Origin of the sequence: Stenotrophomonas sp. MYb57, assembly GCF_002966815.1 — a bacterium.
GTDB classification, from domain to species: Bacteria; Pseudomonadota; Gammaproteobacteria; order Xanthomonadales; family Xanthomonadaceae; genus Stenotrophomonas; species Stenotrophomonas indicatrix.
On record NZ_CP023271.1, the window covers coordinates 4,320,115 to 4,340,992 of the forward strand.

The following is a 20,878-nucleotide window of genomic DNA, read 5'->3' on the forward strand; positions in this document are numbered from 1 at the left end:
CTGCGGCATCCTGTCGACCATCCTATCGGTTCAAGCCACCGCCGGTTGCGCCGATATGCTGTGACCAGCCCCCCTGCCATCCCAGGATGCGTTCCATGACGGACCAGCCCGACCCCCGCCCTGCCCCCGGCACCGCCATCGGGCCGCCTGCGCGCGTACGCGCGGTGGTCGATGACGGGCGCGGCGATCGGGTGGTACTGCAGGGCGGTAGCAGCGTGGCGTTGCAGCAGCTGTTTGCCGGGGCCGATGCCCCCGAGCCGCTGCTGGCCGCCTTCGCCAATGGCATGGCCACCCTGCCGGGCGAGCTGGGCGACATGGGTGATCGCCTGCAATCGGCGCAGGCCAGTGCCGATTGGCCGCGCTATGGCCGGGCGATGCGGCAGCTGATCGATAAATACATCCGCACCATCGACCAGCACTCGCCCGATGGGCAGCCCGACAGCCTGCGCCTGTCCGAGCAGCTGCGGTTGCTGCTGGGCGGCGCGGTGGTTGCGCTGCTGCAGCACGATCCCGACCTGCGCGAGCAGGCGCAGGCCTTGGCCGTACGCCTGCGCCAATGGCAACCGGGCGCGGCACTGGAACCGATCGAACAGGGCGCGCGCGAGCTGGGCCACCAGATCGGTGTGCGCGCCGAAAGCTGGCAGGAGCAGCAGGCGTTGTTGCTTGAGTTGTTCGCCCTGCTGCTGGAGAACGTCAGCGAGCTGCTGGATGACCGCAGTTGGCTGCAGGGCCAGATCGCGGCCGTGCGCCAGTTGCTGGCCGGGCCGCTGGAAGCCGAATCGGTCGAGCGCACCCGCGCCGAGCTGCGCGAGGTGATCTACAAGCAGGGCCTGCTGCGGCAGGGAATCGACGATTCGAAAGCGGCCATGCGTAGCTTGATGGGCGAGTTCATCGAGCGCATGGATGGCATGGCTGCCAGCACCGGTGAATACCACGACCGCATCGGCAGCTACGCGCTGCAGTTGCGCGAGGCGCGCAGCATCGCCGACCTCAACCACCTGCTGCAGGAAGTGATGCAGGACACCGGCAAAGTGCAGCAGCAGGCGGCGCAGGCGCGCGATCACCTGGCCAGCGCGCGGCAGGAAGTGGAACGCGCCGAACAGCGCATCAACCAGCTGGAACAGGATCTGCGCGCGGCCGGCGATCTGGCGCGTATCGATCCGTTGACCCAGGCCCTGAACCGGCGTGGCCTGGATGAACTGCTGCAGCGCGAGCTGGCCCGCGCCGCACGCAACCACTCGCCGCTCGGACTGGCGGTGTTCGACCTGGATGATTTCCACCAGACCAACGACGAACACGGCCATGCCGGTGGCGACGCGCTGCTGCAGCACCTGGTGGCGGTGTGCCGCCTGCTGCTGCGTGCCACTGATGGCATCGCCCGGCTGGGCGGCGACGAGTTCGTGCTGGTGCTTCCCGAAACCCCCGGCGCGGACAGCATGGCCACGGTGCAGCGGCTGCAGCGCTCACTGGCGCATCGCGTGCTGACCCTGCAGGAGCGGCGCATCCCCGTGCATTTCAGCGCGGGCCTGGCGCAATGGCAGCCGGGAGACGATGCCGATACGCTGCTGCGGCGCGCCGATGACGCGCTGTACGCGGCCAAGCGCCAAGGCAAGAACCGGGTACACGCGGGCTAGCTCGCGGGTAGGTGCCAACCTTGGTTGGTGCTTGCGGGAACAAAACCGCCGACCAAGGTCGGCCTCTACCGGGCAAGGCACCGGAAACCGCTGGGTAGGTGCCAACCTTGGTTGGCACGCGCGGACAACAAACCGCCGACCAAGGTCGGCCTCTACCGGGCAAGGCGCCGGAAACCGCTGGGTAGGCGCCAACCTTGGTTGGCACGCGCGGGCAACAAACCGCCGACCAAGGTCGGCCTCTACCGGGCAAGGCGCCGGAAACCGCTGGGTAGGTGCCAACCTTGGTTGGCACGCGCGGGCAACAAACCGCCGACCAAGGTCGGCCTCCACAGGGCAAGGCGCCGGAAACCGCTGGGTAGGTGCCAACCTTGGTTGGCACGCGCGGACAACAAACCGCCGACCAAGGTCGGCCTCTTCCGGGCAGCGGGCCGGCGCTTACTTGCCGCGCAGCTTCTGGAACCCGGTCACCGCCGCCAGCACGATGGCACCGGCGATGATGCCGACCACCATGTTGCCCAGCGCGTTGACCAGCCAGCCCCACTGGCCTTCACCGCCCAGCGCCTGCACCGCGTGGTGCAGCGCCGGCACGTTGTGCACCAGGATGCCGCCACCAACCAGGAACATCGCTGCGGTACCGGCCACCGACAGGAACTTCATCAGCCACGGTGCCGACACCAGCAGGCCACGGCCGACTGCCGCCAGCGCCGCGCCCTTGCGCGACAGGTACAGGCCCAGGTCGTCCAGCTTGACGATGCCGGCGACCAGCCCGTAGACGAACACGGTCATCGCCAGCGCGATCACCACCAGGGTGCTGACCTGGTTGATGAACGACGCCGTGGCAACCACGCCCAGCGACAGCACGATGATTTCGGCCGAGAGGATGAAGTCGGTGCGGATCGCGCCCTTCACCTTGTCCTTTTCCCACGCGACCATGTCCACCTGCGCATCGGCCAGCGCCTTGCGCCGCTCGGCCTGGTGCTCGGCGTCCTCATCGGCGGAATGCAGGAACCGGTGCGCCAGCTTCTCCACGCCCTCGAAGCACAGGAAGGCGCCGCCGATCATCATCAGCGGCACGATCAGCGGCACGTTCCAGCCGCGGCTGTGCAGCCAGGCTTCCAGCGCGCTGATCGCCAGCGCCGCCGGCACCAGGATCACCTTGTTCACCAGCGAGCCCTTGGCCACCGCCCACACCACCGGCAATTCACGGTTGGCGTTGACGCCGGTTACCTGCTGCGCGTTCAGCGCCAGGTCGTCGCCCAGCACGCCGGCGGTCTTCTTGGCAGCGACCTTGGTCAGCACCGAGACGTCGTCGAGCAGGGAGGCGATATCGTCAAGCAGGGCAAACAGGCTGGCACCGGCCATGGGGGATCCAGTAAAGGGAATGAGCGGATTCTGACCGATCAGGCGCCACCTGCGGTAGCGGGTTCACCGCGCGCCCACCGGGCGGCAGGGACACTGGAAGCGTAATCCGGTCCCGCCGGCGGCGGGATCACGGACACCGGGTCGTCGTCTTCGAGGAGTGTCGTTTGAGCAATCCGTCCACCGCCACGGGCAATCCCCCGCTGATCCGGGGCATGAACCGGCGCAGCCAGATCCTGCGCCTGCTGATGCGCTACCGCCATTCCGGCGTGTTCTCCGGCATGAACCTGGACGCTGCCGGCAGCCACACCGACGTGCCACCGGACGGCAATCCGGAGCAGTTCGTCAGCGACCTGGAAGCGCTGGGGCCCACCTTCGTCAAGCTCGGGCAGATGCTGTCGACCCGCCCGGACATGGTGCCGGTGGAGTTCGCCACCGCGCTGGAGCGCATGCAGGAGAAGGTGGCGCCGATTCCGGTCGAACGCATCCACGCCATCGTCGAGCAGGAGCTGGGGGCGCCGGTGAACAAGCTGTTCGCCGCATTCGACCCACAACCGCTGGGCTGCGCATCGATCGCCCAGGTGCACCGCGCGGTGCTGCACGACGGTCGCGAGGTGGCGGTGAAAGTGCAGAAGCCCGAAGTGGCCGCGCAGCTGCGTTCGGATCTGGAAGTGCTGCGCAGCTTCGCCCTGGCCGCCGACCATCTGACCCAGATCGGTCGCCGCGTGCGCCTGCGCGACTGGCTCAACGAATTCGCCAAGACGCTGATGCAGGAGCTGGACTACCACGCCGAGGCCGAGAACCTGTCGCGCTTCGGCCGGCATTTGAAACCGTTCCGGCGCCTGTGGATTCCGCAGCCGCTGTGGGACTACAGCAGCCATCGCGTGCTGACCATGGAACTGGCGACCGGCGTGCGCGTGGATGCCATTCCCGATGTGCGCCGCACCGAACAGGCGATGGACCCGCTGGCGGCGGCGCTGATCCGCGGCTATCTGGACCAGATCTTCGTGCACGGCGAAATCCATGCCGACCCGCATCCCGGCAACCTGCGGGTGATGCCTGATGGGCGCTTGGCCATCTTCGACCTGGGCATGGTCGCGCACATGCCGCCGCGGCTGCGCGAGCGCCTGCTGAAGATCCTGTTTGCCGCCGTCGATGGCCGCGGCGAGGAAGTGGCCGACGACCTGATCAGCATCAGCACGCGGCTGGAGGCATTCGATGAGGAGCGCTACCTGCGCGAGACCGGCCAGCTGATCGCACGCTATGCCGCCAGCGCGAACTTCTCCGAAGGGCGCGTGGTGCTGGACATGGTGCGCATCGCCACCTCGTCCGGATTGCGTACGCCGCCGGAGCTGAGCCTGCTGGGCAAGGCGCTGCTCAACCTGGAAACCGTATGCCGCCTGCTGGCACCGGATCTGGACACGCGCCGCATCGTCGAACGCCAGCTGCAGCACGTGATGCGCGCGCGCCTGAAAAAATCGCTGTCGGCCGCCAACCTGGCCAGCGAGGCGATGGAGCTGCAGCAACTGCTGCGCGACGGGCCGCGCAAGCTGTCGGACATCATGGCGCTGCTGGCCGAGAACCGCCTGCAGATGAAGGTGACCGGGCTGGAAGAATCGCGGCTGATGGAGAACCTGCAGAAGATCGCCAACCGCGTAGCCGCCGGCATCATCAGCGCCGCGTTGATCATGGCGGCGGCAATGATGATGAAGATCGACACCGGCTGGCATGTGCTGGGCTATCCCGCCATCGCACTGGTGCTGTTGCTGATCGGCGTGGTGCTTGGGCTGGGCATCGTGACCAGCGCATTGTTGTTCGATCGCCGTGCGCGTTCGCGCGAGGAACGCGGGCATCGATAGTGTCGCATCCACGCTCGACGTGGATCAGCGAAAACAGTGCATTCATGCAGTTTTTTAATGCAATCGAGAGTGAGTTTTCACGCTCGATTTACGTTCGCAGCGTGATATCGCGCGCACGATTTCAACAAACATTTCAGTCAGGTTCGTGCATGCACTATCGGGTCATCGGCCTGTCATGCAGATGTGCTTGCAGCAGCGCCGGTCGGATGGACACGCGTCGGTACGACGTCCATCGCCACCCCGTCACTGCCGAAGCTGCCTATGCTCTGGATTCTGCTGCTGTCGCTGTTGCTGCTGTCCTGGTTGTTCCTCGCGTCCGCAAAGTGGGTGTGGTGGAAAGCAGGCTTGTTCTCGCTGTTGCTGCTGGCGCTCAGTGCCTGGTGGCTGATCGACAAGCTGTCCGGCGACGGACTCAACGCCGCCACCCTGTACCACCTGGGTGCGGACATGGAAGGCGCCGGTGTCGCCGACTTCAAGGGCTATATCGCCGGCTTCATCGTGCTGGCCGCCGTGTCGCTGCTGCCGCTGTTCGCTACGCGGGTGAAGCGTTGGCGCCGCCCCACGGCCGGTGGTGCATGGTTTGCCGGTTTCGCCGCGCTGTGGGTGGCCACGATCATGATCAGCCCACTGGCCCGCGATGGCCAACGCCTGTACCAGCAGCTGCGCCCGGTGGATTTCGCCCGTATCGCCCCCGAATACCAGGTGCCCACGCAGGCCCTGCAGCGCCCACGCAACATCGTCTGGATCTACGGCGAGAGCCTGGAGCGCACCTATCTGGATGAGGCCGTGTTTCCCGGCCTGATGCCCAATCTCAACCGCCTGGCGGCCAGGTCGCTGGATGTGCGCGGGCTGGCCTCGGCCGAAGGCGGTGGCTGGACCATCGCCGGCCTGGTGTCGTCGATGTGCGGCGTGCCGCTGACCACCTCGCAGGGTGATGAGAACAGCATGGACCGCATGGGCAGCTTCCTGCCCAAGGCCGTGTGCCTGGGCGATTACCTCAAGCAGCAGGGCTACACCAACCATTACCTGGGTGGTGCCAACGGCCAGTTCGCCGGCAAGGGCCAGTTCCTGGCCAGCCACGGCTTCGATGAAGTGCATGACCTGGCGTGGTTCAAGCAGCAGAAGAAGATCGGCCGCATCCACTACTCGGCGTGGGGCGTGCATGACGACGTGCTGCTGGACACCGCCTACCAGCGCTTCGAGCAGCTGTCGCGACAGGATGCGCCGTTCATGCTGACCACGCTGACCATGGACACGCACCACCCGGCCGGGCACCTGCCGGTGGCCTGCAAGGGCGAGCGCTACCAGAGCCAGTACGGCAACATCGGCATGCTCAATGCGCTCAAGTGCACCGACCGCCTGATCTCGCAGCTGGTCGAACGCATCCAGGCCAGCCCGTACGGCAAGGACACGTTGATCGTGATCGCCTCCGATCACCTGGCCATGCCCAATGACCTCAGCCATATCCTGACCAAGCAGAAGCGCGAGAACCTGCTGTTGTTCCTCGGTGATGGCGTCGCCCCGCGCCAGCTGGCCGCTGAAGACGGCTCGACCCTGGATTCCGGGGCCACCCTGCTCAGCCTGCTCGATCCGAACCTGCAGACGATGGGCTTTGGCCGGTCGCTGCTGGACGACAAGCGCGCGCCAAGTGCCAGCGCCGCGGCACGCCGCGATGGCGGCCGCGACTATCCGCAGTACCTGGCCTTCGCCCGCTCGCTGTGGCTGGGTGAGCCGACGCGGCAGCTGAAGATCGACGGCGACGACCAGGTGGTGGTGGGCCTGCAGCACGTGCAGCCGCCGGTGCTGCTGGAATACGACAAGGACTGGGACCTGAAATCGGTGTACCTGGAAAACACCTCGCGCCAGTTCGACGATGCCGACCCGGACAACACGCTCGCCTACGTCGATCGCTGCACCGCGTTCGAGGATGGCTCGGCCGACGGCGACTGGTGCGCGCTGCTGGTGAACCGCGATAACGGCATCAAGCTGTACCGCGATGGCCAGCTGCGCAACGGCATCGACGTGGATGCACCACTGGATGCCTTCCAGGGCCCCCGCCCCAGCGTGCGCCAGGCACACATGATCACGCAGAAGGGCCGCCGTACCCGCGCCGGCCAGTACATGCTGCAACTGGTGGCGAGCACGCGCCCGGATCGCGGTTTCTGGATCGAAGCGGTGTCCTCGCAGCGCAAGGTGGTGCTGGCCCAGCAGTGGGTGCAGCCCGATGCGGACGGCAAGATCAACGTAGCGTTCGGGCTCGACCACGAAGTGGATGATCTGGAAATCCGCGCGTGGTTGAACCATGCCGAGAAGCTGGCGGTGGATACCTTCGCATTGGTGCCCTCGCGCGGCCGACCGCGGGGGTAAAGGGGGTTCGGCAGGGCTGCGCCCTGCACCTGCCGAAGCAGTAGTGCCGGCCGCTGGCCGGCAACCTCAACGGCAACAGCCGAAGCAACAGCAACAGCTGGGGTTCCGTGGGGTGGCGGAGCGGTGTGGGTTGGCAGAACACGCCGTAAACCCGTCCTTGGGGGCTCGATGGCGCCATCCATGGCGCCAACGGTCCTGCCAACCCACACCGCCCCGCCTCTGACAGATTCCTGCAGCTGTCGGTAGGTGTCGACCTTGGTCGACACTTCTGTCAGATATGGAAATCAATCCGGGGTCAGATCCGTTTTCTTGCGGAAAACGGATCTGACCCCATCTGCATGAAATCGAATATTTCGATAGTTCATCGAAGAGCATCCACGCATGGCGTGGATCTACGTGTCGACCAAGGTCGACACCCACCAAAAGCAGGCCATGCCATCCCGCCAGATCGCAGAAATCTGTCGAAGGCGGGGTGGGTGCGGTTGCAGGGGTGTCCGCGGCATGGATGCCGCGGCCAAGCCCCCAAGGACGGGTTTACGGCGTCCCCCGCAACCGGACCCACCCCGCCATCCCACAGGAAACCCGCTGTTGCTGTTGCTGTTGCTGTTGCTGTTGCTCCTGAGGTTGCCGGCCAGCGGCCGGCACTACCGCTTCGGCGGGTGCAGGGCGCAGCCCTGCCGCCCCACCCTCTTACTGCGGCGGATCGCGGGTGATGTGGATGTCGGTCGGCGTGGACAGCGGGATGTTCCGCTCGGCCAGGATCTGCAGCAGGCTGAAATACAGATCGCTGCGCGTGCCATACACCTGCCGCGGGCTGGCCACGTAGGCGAAGCTGTTGATGGTGATCTGGCCGCCAGCGATGCTGTCGATGTACACCGACGGCGCCGGCTGCTGCAGCACCGTGTTGTGGGCACCGTAGGCATCCAGCAACGCCTGCCGCAGGCCCGCGACATCGGTGCTGGCCGGCACCGCGAACTGGATCTGGATGCGCCCCTGGTTGTTGCCCATCGTCATGTTGCGGATGGTCTTGGTGATCAGTTCCGAGTTGGGCACGATCAGCGTGGACTTGTCGCTCACCTGGATCTCGGTGGAGCGCACGTTGATGCGGCGGATGTCGCCTTCCTGATCGCCCAGCTTCACCCAGTCACCGATCTTCACCGGCCGCTCGGTCAGCAGGATCAGGCCGGAGACGAAGTTCTGGATGATCGCCTGCAGGCCGAAGCCGATACCTACCGAGAGCGCACTGACCAGCAACGCCAGGTTCTTCAGGTTCAGGCCCATGGCGGTCAGCGCCCACAGCGCCACCAGGATGATGCCCACGTAGCGGGTGATCGTGCTGATTGAATTGCGCGCGCCCAGGTCCAGTTCGGTCTTGGGCAGGTAGGTGTCGGTCAACCAGCGCTGCAGCAGCTGCGTCAGCCCCAACCCGACCAGCATCACCAGCAGGGCGATGGCGATACGCGCAGGCTTGAGCGTGATGTCGCCGATGGAAATGCCGTTGGCCAGCGAAGCGACGCGCTCGACCACCGAGCCGATGTTGCCGAACGGCGCCGCCAGTGCCAGCAGCGCGATCAGCACCACGAACGTGCGCAGCACGGCAGACAGCAGCACACCGGCCTGCTCCAGCCGCGACACGCTCAGGCCGGTGCTGAGCAGGATGGTCTGGCCGACCTTGCTGTCGGCGTTGAGCAGCCAGGTGGAGAAATCATCGACGAACTTGAACAGCAGCGTCGCCGCCAGCACCACGATGCTGCCGCCGATCAGCTGCTGGTTGACGAACTTGGCGAAGTTCACATAGCCCATCAGGGTGGCGATGATCGCGGCCACCACGGCGATGTTGCCGGCCACCCGTGCCAGCACCAGCCAGCTGCTGCGCCGCACCGGAACGGCCGCGCCCTGGCCGTCGGCCTGCGCTTCCAGCTTCGCCTCGGCCTCGGCGGTCTGGCGCCGATGCAGGCGCGCCAGGGTGACCAGCATGGCCATGATCAGGCCCAGATAGGTCAGCGCGATCACGCCGTCCAGCGCCACCGTGGTGACGTCGCTGGTGCGGGTGGCTTGGTCGACAGCCACCAGCACCGTGCTCAACCAGGCCAGGGCCGCCGCACCCCAAGCGTATTTGCGCAGCTTCAGCGCGGCGGTGTCATCGAGATTCAACAGGCGCCATGACGGGCGCTGGGGCACCAACATGCAGGCGCTGAGCGCGGCAATGAAGGCCGCGCGGAAGGTGGCAGTCTCAATCCCCTCGGCCACCACCTGCAGGCGCGGTGCGATCGCATTGATCGCATCCAGTGCCGCCATCAGCACCACCACGGCGTAGCCGGGCAGCAGCGTACCGACCAGCAGCAGCCACATGGCGAGCCCGGAACGGCGCAGTCGGCCGTCAGGCGCACGTTCGGATGCAGCAAACCGCCGTCCCAGCGCGCGCAGCCACAGGCGCAGCGGGAACATCATCACCAGTGCAGCTGCCACGCCCAGCAGCAGGGTGCCCCAACCATGGGTACGGATGCCGGCGACCAGCGCATCCCGGCCCATCTGCGCCAGCGGGGCGACGCGTGCGATATCGATCGGCAAGCGCTCGGCCACCTTGGTCCACAGCGCAGGAGACAGCGGCGAGGCCACCTTCTGCCCCAGTTCCTCCGTGCGCTGTGCCGTGCGTTGCTGGTCGATGTCGGCCGCCATCTGCTGGGCGCGCACCGCGCTGGCCTTTGCCTGCGCCATTGAGGCCATCAGGCCATCGCGCTGGCGGGTAATGGTCCGCCGTTGCGTCACCAGCTCCGGCGGCTCGGTGGTTCCCTCGGCGGGCGTACCCAACTGCGCCAGCTGTTCGTCGAGCCGATCCAGCTGCGGCTGCAGCGCTTTCTCCAGGGCTTCAGCATCGCGTCGCGCCTGCGAAGCCTCCTCGGACAGCATCGACAGGGTTTCCACCGCTGCAGCATCAACGCGCTTGCGCTCAACATCCTTCAGCGTGCTGTCGATCTGCGCCAGCTGCTGCTTGGGCGTGGGGTCGTCATCCTGGGCCAGCGCCGGCACAGCCAGCAGCAGCGTGCAGCACAACAGCAGGGCCAACCAGGGGCCACGCACCAGGATCGTTCGGAAGAAGGAAGACAAGCCAGCCATACCGTTTTGCGCGGACCACCGCGCCTGCGCGCGACTATACGGCAGGTACTGTAAACGGCGGATGCGCAGGCGCTGGCCGCTGGCTGCGGCTCAGTACTTCAGGCGCAGCTCTTCCACCTGCGGCTGCTGCAGCGCGTACCAGTCCTGGAATTCTTCCTCGGTGATCTCATCCGGCGCATACACCGCGATCGGGTGCCAGGCGTGGTCGGTCGGCAACGGCTGGCGCGGCCCGGCGCGCAGGCTGTAGGCCACGCCTTCGTAGTCCACCAGATCGTCCACCTGCGGCCACTGCTCGCGGGCGAACTGGGTTTCACTCTTCAACAGGATCACCTGGTACATCGGCACCTCCACTTCGGTTGGATCGGAAAAACGCGGCGCTGGCGGAAGCATACCGCTGCGCCGATGACGGCACGCGCTCCGCCCGGGCGATGGAATGTTCTGGACATGGCCCTCGCCCCGGCTTCACCCGCCCGTGGCAGTGTCCTCGGCATCGTGGAGGTCCTCTCCTGCCACGCCTGACAATGACCGACCTGCCTCCCCTGAAGACCGTCACCGACCTCAAGCTGCCCCGCTACCTGGGCACCTGGTACGAGATCGCCCGCCTGCCGATGCGCCACGAGCCGGAGGGCTGCACCGATGTGTCGGCCCATTACCAGCTGCTCGACAACGGCAACGTGGGCGTCACCAACCGCTGCCGCATGGACGGCGAGATCGAGGAAGCCACCGGAGAGGCCTGCGCGATCGACAACGACAGCGCGCGGCTGGAAGTCAGCTTCCTGCCCAAGGGCCTGCGCTGGCTGCCCTTCGCCAAGGGTGACTACTGGGTGATACAGGTGGCGCCGGACTACAGCGTTGCCCTGGTCGGCAGCCCGGATCGCAAGTACCTGTGGCTGCTGGCACGTGAGCCCCGGCTCGATGCCACCGTGCAGGAACATTATCTGGCCAGCGCGCGCCTGCAGGGCTTCGATCTGTCCGAACTGATCCTGACCCCGCATACCGGCCACCCCACCGCCTGAGCACGAACCCGCATGGACCTGAAGAGTGGCTACCCGTGGTGGGCGGTGCGCAACGGCCTGATCCAGGCCTTTCCGCCGCTGGAACAGGATCTGCAGTGCGATGTGCTGGTGGTCGGTGGTGGCATCACCGGCGCGCTGATCGCCGATGAGCTGTCGGCCCATGGCCACGACGTTGCGCTGATCGAGCAGCGTGACATCGGCTGGGGCAGCACCGCAGCCAGCACCGCGCTGCTGCAGTACGAGATCGATACCCACCTGCTGGAGCTGGCCTCGCAGTATGGCCAGGATGCTGCGGCGCTGGCCTACCAGGCCTGTGCGGACGCGATCCCTGCATTGGGCGAGGTCGCGCGCGGCCTGAAGGACGTCGACTTCAAGCAGATGGACAGCCTGTACTTGGCCAGCCGTCGCCGTGACGTACCGCGGCTGATGGCCGAAGGCGAGGCGCGCCGTGGCATCGGCCTGGATGCGCGCTGGCTGGACCGGGATGCGCTGCAGGAACGTTTCAGCGTCGATGCCGGAGGCGCCCTGCTGACCCGCCAGGCCGCACGGGTTGATCCCTACTGCTTCACTTACGGGCTGCTGCGGCGGTTGCAGCGGCGCGGCGGCACTGTGCATGACCGCACCGTGCTGCATGCCCTCACCCCCACCGCGCGCGGCGTAACCGCCCGCACCGAATCCGGCATGCAGATCCGCGCCCGCCACGTGGTGCTGGCGATGGGCTATGCCAACCAGCAGTGGCTGGACCCGCGCGTGGCCCGCAACCGCAGCAGCTATGCGTTCATCACCGACCCGATCAACGCCGATGAACTGGGCTGGCTGCAGCGCACGATGGTCTGGGAGAGCGCGCGCCCCTACCTGTACCTGCGTGCCACTGGCGACCGCAGGCTGTTGGTGGGCGGGCTGGACGATGCCATCGATATTCCCGCCCGCCGCGATGGCCGGGTGGACAGCAAGGCCCGCAAACTGATGAAGCAGCTGCTGCAATGGTTCCCGCACCTGCAGCCGACCCCGGCGTTTTCATGGGCGGGCACCTTTGCCGAGACCGCTGACGGCCTGCCGTTCTTCGGGCCGCATGCGCAATGGGGGCCACGGGTACAGTTCGCCATGGCCTATGGTGGCAACGGCATCACCTATTCGATGATCGGCGCCGGGCTGCTGCGGGCGCGGATCGAGCGGCGACGGCACCCGCTGCAGGACCTGTTCGGGTTCGGGCGGTTGTAGCGTGAAGCCAGGCATGGCCTGGCTCTACCGCAAACGGGCGCCGACAGGCATCATTCAAGCAACGCCTGCTAGCGTCGGCCTGTACCGCCGCGTGCTGCGCGGCCCCTCTGCGCTGGAGTGCCGTCATGATCCGCCCCCTGACCCTGCTGCTGTGCCTGGCCGCCCTGCCCGGGACCGCGTTGGCGCAGTCCGCTGCCGGCGCCACCGCGCCGCAGGCGTCCGGCCTGGACCTGTCCGTGCCGCAGACACCGATGCGCTATCTCAACGATCCGACGCTGCAACAGGATCCGCCCGGCACGTTCTACGGCGACAAGACCGGCCCGCGCGTGCACGGCGACGGCAGGATCGCCGACGTGCAGGACGACAAGGTCAAGGTCTCCGGCAGCTTCACCACCGGCATCGGCTATGCCAAGAATTACGGCAACACCCACTACAACGCCGCCACGCTGAATCTCAGCAAGAACTACACCAACGATGAAGGCAAGACCCGTGGGGTCAACGTCAACATCCACGTGAGCGAAGGCAAGGGCCCGGGCTTCTTCGGGCCGTACGGCGGTGGTGGGTATTACGGTGGTGGCCCGGGCTATTGGGATTACCCGCCGCCTTACGGCTGGTAAGCCCCGCGTCGGGCCTGGGCCGACCAAGGTCGGCCTCTACTGGTAACAGCGGAAGGTAGCGCCGGGCCATGCCCGGCGGCCTGATGCGTCCGCTGCGCTCGCCGGGCATGGCCCGGCGCTACCAGCGACACGCCCCATCCCGAAGCAGGCGTCAATCCAGCCAGCCATCGCGCTCGCTGTGCAGGATGCGGCCGTCATGACCGCTCAGGCGCACTTCCACCTTCTGGTTGCGGGCATTGCGCGCTTCCAGCGACCACGTCGCACCATCGCGTTCCAGCGAATGGATCTCGCGCAGGCCCTGCGACTGCGCCTTGGCCAGCACCTGCTCGGTGCTCAGCTGCGCACGCCCATCGTGCTCGTCGAAGATCTCGCCGGTCTTCGGGTCCACATACACCTCGCTGAAACGACCGTCGGCACGGCTGACATCGGCTTCCCACAGGCCATCATCCCGCTCGATCTCATGGATCTGGGTGTAGCCGGCCTTGCGCAGGGTCTGTTCGACCTGGGCCATGCCCAGCGGCGCGGCCTGTACGGCGGGGGCCACGGCCAGGGCGACAACGGTGGCGAGGGTGAGCGATTTCAACATGGGGGTTCTCCTGTTCGTTGCCGGACCATCCCGGCAACGCCACGATGCACGGCGTGGTTAACAGCGGCCTAGCCGGCGCTGTTAGCCAACCGTTAGTCGGCCGCGGCACACTCGCGCCTGTCACTTGTTCCCCCATGCTTCCAGCCACTCACGTGCCGATCCTGCCCTCCCTGTCCCTGCTGCTGGCCCTGGCCAGCGCCCCGACCGCCGCCGGCCCTGCCCAGGACCCGGCGCAGCAGGTCGCACGTCGCGCGGTGCAGCAGGGCCGCTACGTGCCGCTGGAAGGCGTGGTGCGCGATGCGCTCAAGCGCCACCCCGGCCAGCTGCTGGAAGTGGAACTGGACGATGGCGTGTACGAAGTGGAGATCCTGCGCGCCGACGGCGTGGTGGTGGAGCTGGACTATGATGCGCGCAACGGCAGGCTGTTGAAGACGGAGCTGGACGACTGATGCGCATCCTGTTGGCCGAAGACGATGCCGCATTGGCAGAGCGCCTGCAGCCGCTGCTGGAGCAGGCCGGTTACGTGGTCGAGGTGGTGGCCGATGGTCGCCAGGCCGAGGAGATCGGCCAGGTGGAAGACCTGCAGGCCGCCATCGTCGATCTGGGCCTGCCCGGGCTGGACGGCCTGAGCGTGATCGAACGCTGGCGCGGCAACGGCCGCGACTTTCCCGTGCTGGTGCTGACCGCGCGCGGGCGCTGGCATGACAAGCTGGCCGGCTTCGACGCCGGCGCCGACGACTACCTGACCAAACCCTTCCAGGCCGACGAACTGGTGCTGCGCCTGCGCGCGTTGATCCGCCGCAGCCACGGCCATGCCAGTCCACGGTTGCAGTGCGGTCCGCTGCAGCTGGACGTCAATGCCGGGCGCTTCGACCTGGATGGGCAGGCGTTGGCGCTGAGCCCGCAGGAATTCCGCCTGCTGAGCTACTTCATCCACCACAGCGGCCAGGTGATCGGCCGCGACCGCCTGGGCGAACATGTGTTCGATGGCGGTCATGACCCGGATTCAAATGCGCTGGACGTATTGCTGGGGCGGGTGCGCCGCAAGCTCGGCACCGACCTGATCCAGACCGTACGCGGCCAAGGCTGGCGGTTGGCCGCGCCGTGAGCCGGCAGCCGTCATTGCGACGCCGGCTGCTGCTGGCCGGTGGCATCGGCCTGCTGCTGGTCTCGGCACTGGCCAGTGCGCTGCTGGGGGAACTATTCAAGCGCAGCGCGCGCGACCGCCTAGACAACGAACTGCAGCAGGACATGCTGACCCTGCTGGCGCAGGCCGAGATCGATGCCGATGGCCAGCTGCAGCTGCGCCAGGAACCCAACGATGCGCGCTTCCAGCGCGTGTTCTCCGGCGCGTACTGGCAGATCGCCGATGGCAGCGGCAAGGTGCTGCTGCAGTCACGTTCGTTGTGGGACGAAACGCTGCCAGTGGCCGCCACTGGCACGGCCGAACGCAATCTGCCGGGCCCGCTGCAGCAATCGCTGCGCGCGCGCGTGCAGCCGGTGCGCCTGCCCCGCGCCAACCAACCCTATGTCGCCGTGGTCGCCACCGACCGCAGTGCACTGGATGCGGACGTCGCCGCATTCCGCCAGCGCAGCGCAATGGCGTTGGCCGTGCTGGTGGCGGCGTGGCTGGCGGTACTGGCCAGCCAGGTGCATTTCGGCCTGCGGCCCCTGCAGCGTCTCGGTGCGCAGCTGGAACGCGTGCGCCGCGGCGATGCACAGCGCGTCGATACGGCCGGATTGGGCGCTGAAATCGCACCGCTCGGCGAAGAGCTCAATACCCTGCTCGACCACCAGCAACGGATGGTGGGCCGCGCCCGCACCAGCGCACAGGATCTGGCGCATGCGCTGAAGACACCGCTGAGCGTGCTCGCCGCCGAAGCCGATGGCGAGGGCCGCGCGTGGCGCGCGACGCTGCGCGAACAGGGCGCACGCATGCAGGCCAGCGTCGATCGCTACCTTGCCGCCGGGCTGACCGCCGACCATCGCGAACGCACGCCGGTGGCCACGGTGGCACAGGCGCTGTGCGGGCTGATGGCACGCGTGCATGGCGACCGTGCGCTGCAGTTCCAGGCCGAAGGCATTGCCGACGACCTGCAGTTCGCCGGTGCCAGCGCCGACCTGGAAGAGATGCTTGGCAACCTGCTCGACAACGCCGGCAAGTGGGCACAGCGGGAGGTGACAGTCACTGCGCGCGTGGACGACGAACAGTTGCGCATTGATGTGCGCGACGACGGTCCCGGGCTGGCAGCCGAAGCGCTGGCGCAGGTGACCCAGCGTGGCGTGCGGCTGGATGAGCGCGAAAACAGCAGCGGCCTGGGCCTGGCCATCGTCGGTGATATCGCCGCCAGTTATGGTGGACGGCTGGCGCTGGAGAATGCACAACCGGGATTGCGCGCCACGTTGTGGTTGCCGATGGGGTGACGCGCCGCTGCGCTCGCCGGGCATGGCCCGGCGCTACCGGATCACGCGCGCGCCGGCAGGTGTCGACCGTGGTCGACGCGCATCAAGAGCGCCGACCAAGGTCGGCATCTACCAAGCCTCAGCGGTGATGCATCCACCAGCAGTCGATGGCATCGAGCACGATGTGGATCATCAAACCGATGCCCACCAGCCGCGTTTTCTTCGGCACGCACAGCCCGGCATACACGGCAATCGCCGGTGCGGTATGCAGCGGGTGGAAGCCGATGCTGCAGCGGTTCGGGGCGTAGATCGGATCGGCCAGCAGGTGGTCCAGATCGATGATCCAGCCCAGCAGCAGCAACACCCACGCCGAGGCGAAGCGCTTGCGCCAGAACAGCCATGCCAGCAGAGCTGGCACGGCGGCATGCAGGAACAGATGAAAGATCGCGCGGGCGCCCATCAGCACCGGTAGCGCCGGGCCATGCCCGGCGTTACCGTCACCCTTAGATCAACGGTTCGTCGGACAGGTAGGTGTAACCGGTCAGGCCCGCTTCCAGCGCTTCGGACAGCTCCTGCGCGCGTTCCGGCGACAGGTCTGCCGATGCCACGCGCTCGGCGTAGGCCGCACGCAGGTCATCCAGCTTGTAGCCCACGTAGTCCAGCATCACGTCGGTGGTATCGCCGCGGCGCTGCTGGGTGATGGCATAGCCATCGGCATCGGCCAGCACTTCCACCGCGTCGGTATCGCCGAACAGGTTGTGGATGTCGCCGAGGATTTCCTGGTAGGCACCGACCATGAAGAAACCGATGCGGTAGCTCTCGCCGTGCTTGATCGCGTGCAGCGGCAGCGAGCTGTCCAGGCTTTCGTTCTCGACGTAGGTCTTGACCATGCCATCGGAATCGCAGGTCATGTCGGCGATGATGCCGCGGCGATCCGGCGCCTCGTTCAAGCGCTCGATCGGCACGATCGGGAACACCTGGTCGATCGCCCACGCATCAGGAATCGATTCGAACACGCTGAAGTTGACGAAGTACTTGTCGACCAGGCGCTCGTTCAGTTCATCCAGCGCCGGGCGATGGCTCTTCTCGTCGTAGCTCAGGCGCGCACGCACGCCATGGGCGATGGCATAGAACAGATCGTCGATGCGTGCACGCTGCGGCAGGTCGATCTGGCCCAGCGCATAGCTGGACAGGCCTTCGGCGTGGAAGTGCTGTGCTTCCTGGAACAGCTCCACCGCCGGGCGCACGTCCAGTTCTTCGTGGATCTCGCGCAGGTGGCGGATCGAAGCCGGCTCGTCATCGTGCTGGTCCGGCACGCGGCCTTCCTGCGCCTGTTCCACTTCAGACACGTTGGCGATCAGCACCGCGTGGTGCGCGGTCATCGCACGGCCACACTCGGTGACGATGCGCGGTGGGGTCAAGCCGTGTTCTTCGCAGGCATTGGCCAGCGGCTGAACGATGTTGCTGGCGTACGAATTGAGGCCGTAGTTGATCGAGCAGAAGCTGCGCGAACGGGTGCCTTCGTAGTCCACGCCCAGGCCACCGCCCACGTCGACGTGGGTGATCTTCGCACCCAGCTGTGACAGCTCGACGAAGTAGCGGGTGGCTTCGCGCATGCCGTTGGCGATGTCGCGCACGTTGGAGATCTGCGAGCCCATGTGGAAGTGCAGCAGGCTCAGGCAGTCGGCGTATTCGGTATCGCGCAGCGACTTCCACAGGTCCAGCAGCTGGCGCGGGGACAGGCCGAACTTGGCCTTGTCGCCACCGCTGTTCTGCCACTTGCCGGCGCCCAGCGAGGCCAGGCGCATGCGCACGCCCAGGCCCGGCTTCACGTCCAGTGCCTTGGACTCTTCCAGCACCAGCTTCAGCTCGGACGGCTTCTCGATGACGATGAAGGTCTGCAGGCCCAGCTTGCGGCCGATCAGGGCCAGGCGGATGTACTCGCGGTCCTTGTAGCCGTTGCAGACGATCAGGCCACCCGGGCGCGACAGCGCCAGCACTGCCATCAGTTCCGGCTTGCTGCCCGCTTCCAGGCCGAAGCCTTCACCGTGGTGGCTGGCCAGAGTGCCGGCCACGCCGCGGTGCTGGTTCACCTTGATCGGGTACACGGCGGTGTAGCCGCCCGGGTAGTCCCAATCCTGCTGGGCCTGGGCGAACGCCGCCTGCAGCTTGCCTAGGCGCTGGCCGAGGATGTCCGGGAAGCGCACCAGCAGCGGCAGCTTGGCACCGGCCGCGCGCGCGGCATCGACCACCTTGGGCAGCGACACCACCGGGCCATCCGCCCCGGTCGGTCTCACCACCATGTGCCCGGCCTGATCCACGTCGAAATAACCATCCGCCCAGTGCGGGATCGAGTAGGTCTTGCGGGCTTGGTCGAGGGACCAATCGGTCATTGCAGTCGGCCTTGTGGCAAATAAAAGGGGGGGCATGATAACGCCTATATGCCCACAGGTTCGTTATCATGCGCGCCCGCGCCCGTGGCAGGTCTGAACCTGAACGGGCCGATCCGTCCGGATGCGTGGCACCCCGCCTTCAGCCCGGCTCCATCCCCTCCGAACAGGAATGCTTTCCCATGACTGACAACAGCAACTGGTACATCGAACACTTCGAGCGCACCGGCTCGGCCATCGGCTACCGCATCACCGGCAAGCTGGACGAAGTGCAGTCGCCCTTCCAGAAGATCGAGATCTTCCAGACCACCGACTGGGGCAACCTGATGACCATCGATGGGGCCATCATGCTGACCAGCAAGGACAACTTCTTCTACCACGAGATGATCAGCCACCCGGTGCTGTTCACCCACGCCGCGCCCAAGCGCGTGGTGATCATCGGCGGCGGCGACTGCGGCACCCTGCGCGAAGTGCTCAAGCACAAGGGCGTGGAGAGCGTGACCCAGTGCGACATCGACGAGCAGGTGACGGTGATGGCGCGCAAGCACTTCCCGGAACTGTGCGATTCCAACGACGACCCGCGCGCCGAGCTGATGTTCGACGACGGCGTGGCCTACATGGCCAACTGCCCGGCCGGCAGCGTGGACGTGGTGATCGTCGATTCGACCGATCCGGTCGGCCCGGGTGAAGGCCTGTTCAACAAGGCGTTCTACGAGAGCTGCTTCAAGGCCCTGAAGGACGACGGCATCCTGGTGCAGCAGTCCGAGTCGCCGCTGATGCAGCTGGAACTGATCAACGAAATGCGCACCGAGATGGGCAAGGCCGGCTTCGGCTCGTTCAAGACCCTGCCGTTCCCGCAGCCGTGCTACCCCACCGGCTGGTGGAGCGTGACCCTGGCGCGCAAGGGCGACAGCAGCTTCGACTTCCGCCAGGCCGATTCGGCCGCCAAGACCTTCGATACCCTGTACTACACCGCCGCGCTGCACACCGGCGTGCTGGTGACCCCGCCGTTCGTGAAGGCGGCGCTGAAGTAAGGCGTGCCGACCAACGGTCGGCACCCACCCAAAGAAGAACCCGCGCTGGCGACAGCGCGGGTTTTTTCGTTTTCCGGTAGCGCCGGGCCATGCCCGGCGGCCGTTCGCTTACAGCGCCCAGATACCGGCGATCACCGCCACCACCAGGCCCCACTTGATCACCTGATAGGCCACCACGCTGCGCTCGCGCAGCGCCTTGGCCTTCAGCCGCACCTTGTACACGCTGCCGAAGGCCTTGTTGACGCCACCGGTCGGGTCGCCCGGCAGGTTCGGCGAGGCGCCACCGGCCAGCAGCGTGGACGCCACCAGGCGGTTGAACAGGCCCGGCAGGCCGAAGCGCAGCGGGCGGGCGATATCGCAGAACAGGATCACCCGGTCATCGGGCGTCTCGTTGTGCGCATGGTGGATGTAGGTCTCGTCGAACATCATCCACTCACCGTCGCGCCAGCTCTTCTTGATGCCGTCCACTTCGATGTAGCAGGCATCGTTGTTGGGCGTGGCCAGGCCCAGGTGCAGGCGCAGCGAACCGGCGAACGGGTCGCGGTGCGGGCGCAGCTCGCTGCCCGAGGGCAGCTGCGCGAACATCGCCGCGCGCACGTCCGGCAGCGATTCCAGCAGCGCGGTGGTCTTGGGGCACATCGCCTTGGCCGACGGGTGCGAGGGGCCGTACCACTTCAGGTAGAAGCGCTTCCAGCCGCGGCGGAAGAACGAATTGAAGCCTGCATCATTGAACGTGCTGGAGGCAGCGATCGCCTGCGCATCGCGCAGCGCCAGTGCCTCGTCGCGGATCATCTGCCAGTTCTGCCGCAGCGGCTCCAGCTGCGGGAATTCCTTGCCCGGGTCCAGGAACGGCGTGGTCGGCACCTTGGAGAACATGTACATGACCACGTTGATCGGGGCCATGAAGCTGGAATGGTCCAGCAGCTGGCGCGACCAGCGCGCACGGACCTTGCCACGGAAGTGGATGTATAGCACGCAGGACACGAACAGCGCCGCAAGTACGATTTTGATGATCAAAGCACTTTCCTCCAGCACGCGCCGGACAGGGAAACAGGGCGATGCGGCCGCAGGGCCGGCATCAGTGGGGGAACGCGGCAGGAGACGGGGACGTGCCGGGTGGGTGCGGCCGTCGATGTCGCGTGTAACAGCTTATGGTCGGCAGGCCGTGCGCCGGGGTCAAGCCAAGCGTGCGTGGGCCGCAGCGCCGCGCCGCGAGCGCTGCCGGACGCATCTGCAAGCTATTGAAATCAAATTGCTTTTCGAAAAGTGAGACAG

The 20,878-nt window shown here is 66.7% G+C and carries 17 protein-coding genes; 10 read left to right on the forward strand and 7 right to left on the reverse strand.

Annotated features, from left to right (window positions below):
* The first annotated feature begins 95 nt into the window (after positions 1-95).
* The gene (locus CLM74_RS19775; RefSeq protein ID WP_105164786.1) at positions 96-1,634 is read left to right on the forward strand and encodes a GGDEF domain-containing protein; all 1,539 of its coding nucleotides are present in this window, start codon (positions 96-98) and stop codon (positions 1,632-1,634) included.
* Positions 1,635-2,069: 435 nt separating this feature from the next.
* On the opposite strand, the gene CLM74_RS19780 is transcribed toward CLM74_RS19775, so the two are convergent.
* A complete protein-coding gene (locus CLM74_RS19780; RefSeq protein WP_025874576.1) occupies positions 2,070-2,996 on the reverse strand; it encodes a DUF808 domain-containing protein in 927 nt (308 codons plus the stop codon).
* A 212-nt stretch (positions 2,997-3,208) separates the two neighbouring features.
* Between CLM74_RS19780 and CLM74_RS19785 the strand changes: the two genes are divergently transcribed.
* Both CLM74_RS19785 and CLM74_RS19790 read left to right on the forward strand, forming a co-directional pair.
* On the forward strand, positions 3,209-4,852 hold the full coding sequence (locus CLM74_RS19785) for an AarF/UbiB family protein (protein WP_223483053.1): 1,644 nt from the start codon (positions 3,209-3,211) through the stop codon (positions 4,850-4,852).
* A gap of 261 nt (positions 4,853-5,113) precedes the next feature.
* Positions 5,114-7,219, forward strand: a complete 2,106-nt coding sequence (locus CLM74_RS19790) for a phosphoglycerol transferase I (protein WP_100437014.1) — start codon at positions 5,114-5,116, stop codon at positions 7,217-7,219.
* A 690-nt stretch (positions 7,220-7,909) separates the two neighbouring features.
* On the opposite strand, the gene CLM74_RS19800 is transcribed toward CLM74_RS19790, so the two are convergent.
* Positions 7,910-10,336, reverse strand: coding sequence for a DUF3772 domain-containing protein (locus tag CLM74_RS19800; RefSeq protein ID WP_105164788.1), 2,427 nt, complete (start codon positions 10,334-10,336; stop codon positions 7,910-7,912).
* A gap of 90 nt (positions 10,337-10,426) precedes the next feature.
* Positions 10,427-10,675, reverse strand: a complete 249-nt coding sequence (locus tag CLM74_RS19805) for a hypothetical protein (protein ID WP_025874572.1) — start codon at positions 10,673-10,675, stop codon at positions 10,427-10,429.
* Positions 10,676-10,857: 182 nt separating this feature from the next.
* Here CLM74_RS19805 and CLM74_RS19810 point away from each other — a divergent pair, with 182 nt between their 5' ends.
* The 3 genes from CLM74_RS19810 to CLM74_RS19820 all read left to right on the forward strand — a co-directional run bounded on the left by CLM74_RS19810 (position 10,858) and on the right by CLM74_RS19820 (position 13,190).
* Positions 10,858-11,352, forward strand: coding sequence for a lipocalin family protein (locus CLM74_RS19810; protein ID WP_025874571.1), 495 nt, complete (start codon positions 10,858-10,860; stop codon positions 11,350-11,352).
* 12 nt (positions 11,353-11,364) lie between these two features.
* A complete protein-coding gene (locus CLM74_RS19815; protein ID WP_088101773.1) occupies positions 11,365-12,573 on the forward strand; it encodes an FAD-dependent oxidoreductase in 1,209 nt (402 codons plus the stop codon).
* Between the two features lie 125 nt (positions 12,574-12,698).
* Positions 12,699-13,190 (forward strand): hypothetical protein, encoded by a 492-nt coding sequence (locus CLM74_RS19820; RefSeq protein WP_025874569.1) that lies wholly within the window; start codon positions 12,699-12,701, stop codon positions 13,188-13,190.
* Positions 13,191-13,341: 151 nt separating this feature from the next.
* On the opposite strand, the gene CLM74_RS19825 is transcribed toward CLM74_RS19820, so the two are convergent.
* Complete coding sequence (locus CLM74_RS19825; protein ID WP_025874568.1) at positions 13,342-13,776, reverse strand: PepSY domain-containing protein; 435 nt, start codon at positions 13,774-13,776, stop codon at positions 13,342-13,344.
* 158 nt (positions 13,777-13,934) lie between these two features.
* Between CLM74_RS19825 and CLM74_RS19830 the strand changes: the two genes are divergently transcribed.
* The 3 genes from CLM74_RS19830 to CLM74_RS19840 are packed head-to-tail and all read left to right on the forward strand — an operon-like array spanning position 13,935 to position 16,200.
* Positions 13,935-14,225: a PepSY domain-containing protein gene (locus tag CLM74_RS19830; protein WP_025874567.1), complete on the forward strand. Its 291-nt coding sequence runs from the start codon at positions 13,935-13,937 to the stop codon at positions 14,223-14,225.
* Complete coding sequence (locus CLM74_RS19835) at positions 14,225-14,884, forward strand: response regulator transcription factor (protein ID WP_025874566.1); 660 nt, start codon at positions 14,225-14,227, stop codon at positions 14,882-14,884. The genes CLM74_RS19830 and CLM74_RS19835 overlap by 1 nt, the downstream gene beginning before the upstream one ends.
* Positions 14,881-16,200 carry a sensor histidine kinase gene (locus tag CLM74_RS19840; RefSeq protein WP_059065410.1) on the forward strand — a complete coding sequence of 440 codons (1,320 nt, stop codon included), beginning with the start codon at positions 14,881-14,883 and terminating at the stop codon, positions 16,198-16,200. Before CLM74_RS19835 ends, CLM74_RS19840 begins: the two co-directional genes overlap by 4 nt.
* Before the next feature lie 118 nt (positions 16,201-16,318).
* Here the strand turns inward: CLM74_RS19840 and CLM74_RS19845 are convergent, their stop codons facing one another.
* Positions 16,319-16,639 carry a DUF6122 family protein gene (locus CLM74_RS19845; RefSeq protein WP_105165055.1) on the reverse strand — a complete coding sequence of 107 codons (321 nt, stop codon included), beginning with the start codon at positions 16,637-16,639 and terminating at the stop codon, positions 16,319-16,321.
* A 43-nt stretch (positions 16,640-16,682) separates the two neighbouring features.
* The gene (gene speA / locus CLM74_RS19850; protein WP_025874563.1) at positions 16,683-18,572 is read right to left on the reverse strand and encodes an arginine decarboxylase; all 1,890 of its coding nucleotides are present in this window, start codon (positions 18,570-18,572) and stop codon (positions 16,683-16,685) included.
* Between the two features lie 179 nt (positions 18,573-18,751).
* On the opposite strand from speA, the gene speE reads away from it, so the two are divergent.
* Positions 18,752-19,603, forward strand: a complete 852-nt coding sequence (speE, locus tag CLM74_RS19855; protein ID WP_025874562.1) for a polyamine aminopropyltransferase — start codon at positions 18,752-18,754, stop codon at positions 19,601-19,603.
* A gap of 108 nt (positions 19,604-19,711) precedes the next feature.
* On the opposite strand, the gene CLM74_RS19860 is transcribed toward speE, so the two are convergent.
* Positions 19,712-20,617 (reverse strand): aspartyl/asparaginyl beta-hydroxylase domain-containing protein, encoded by a 906-nt coding sequence (locus CLM74_RS19860; RefSeq protein ID WP_049465655.1) that lies wholly within the window; start codon positions 20,615-20,617, stop codon positions 19,712-19,714.
* Positions 20,618-20,878 lie beyond the last annotated feature (261 nt).

What these genes read in the sequence shown, in the direction of transcription:
- CLM74_RS19775 (WP_105164786.1), top strand. Translation starts at nt 96, where the DNA reads ATGACGGACCAGCCCGACCCCCGCCCTGCCCCCGGCACCGCCATCGGG.
- CLM74_RS19780 (WP_025874576.1), bottom strand. Translation starts at nt 2,996, where the DNA reads ATGGCCGGTGCCAGCCTGTTTGCCCTGCTTGACGATATCGCCTCCCTG.
- CLM74_RS19785 (WP_223483053.1), top strand. Translation starts at nt 3,209, where the DNA reads ATGAACCGGCGCAGCCAGATCCTGCGCCTGCTGATGCGCTACCGCCAT.
- CLM74_RS19790 (WP_100437014.1), top strand. Translation starts at nt 5,114, where the DNA reads ATGCTCTGGATTCTGCTGCTGTCGCTGTTGCTGCTGTCCTGGTTGTTC.
- CLM74_RS19800 (WP_105164788.1), bottom strand. Translation starts at nt 10,336, where the DNA reads ATGGCTGGCTTGTCTTCCTTCTTCCGAACGATCCTGGTGCGTGGCCCC.
- CLM74_RS19805 (WP_025874572.1), bottom strand. Translation starts at nt 10,675, where the DNA reads ATGTACCAGGTGATCCTGTTGAAGAGTGAAACCCAGTTCGCCCGCGAG.
- CLM74_RS19810 (WP_025874571.1), top strand. Translation starts at nt 10,858, where the DNA reads ATGACCGACCTGCCTCCCCTGAAGACCGTCACCGACCTCAAGCTGCCC.
- CLM74_RS19815 (WP_088101773.1), top strand. Translation starts at nt 11,365, where the DNA reads ATGGACCTGAAGAGTGGCTACCCGTGGTGGGCGGTGCGCAACGGCCTG.
- CLM74_RS19820 (WP_025874569.1), top strand. Translation starts at nt 12,699, where the DNA reads ATGATCCGCCCCCTGACCCTGCTGCTGTGCCTGGCCGCCCTGCCCGGG.
- CLM74_RS19825 (WP_025874568.1), bottom strand. Translation starts at nt 13,776, where the DNA reads ATGTTGAAATCGCTCACCCTCGCCACCGTTGTCGCCCTGGCCGTGGCC.
- CLM74_RS19835 (WP_025874566.1), top strand. Translation starts at nt 14,225, where the DNA reads ATGCGCATCCTGTTGGCCGAAGACGATGCCGCATTGGCAGAGCGCCTG.
- CLM74_RS19845 (WP_105165055.1), bottom strand. Translation starts at nt 16,639, where the DNA reads ATGGGCGCCCGCGCGATCTTTCATCTGTTCCTGCATGCCGCCGTGCCA.
- speA (WP_025874563.1), bottom strand. Translation starts at nt 18,572, where the DNA reads ATGACCGATTGGTCCCTCGACCAAGCCCGCAAGACCTACTCGATCCCG.
- speE (WP_025874562.1), top strand. Translation starts at nt 18,752, where the DNA reads ATGACTGACAACAGCAACTGGTACATCGAACACTTCGAGCGCACCGGC.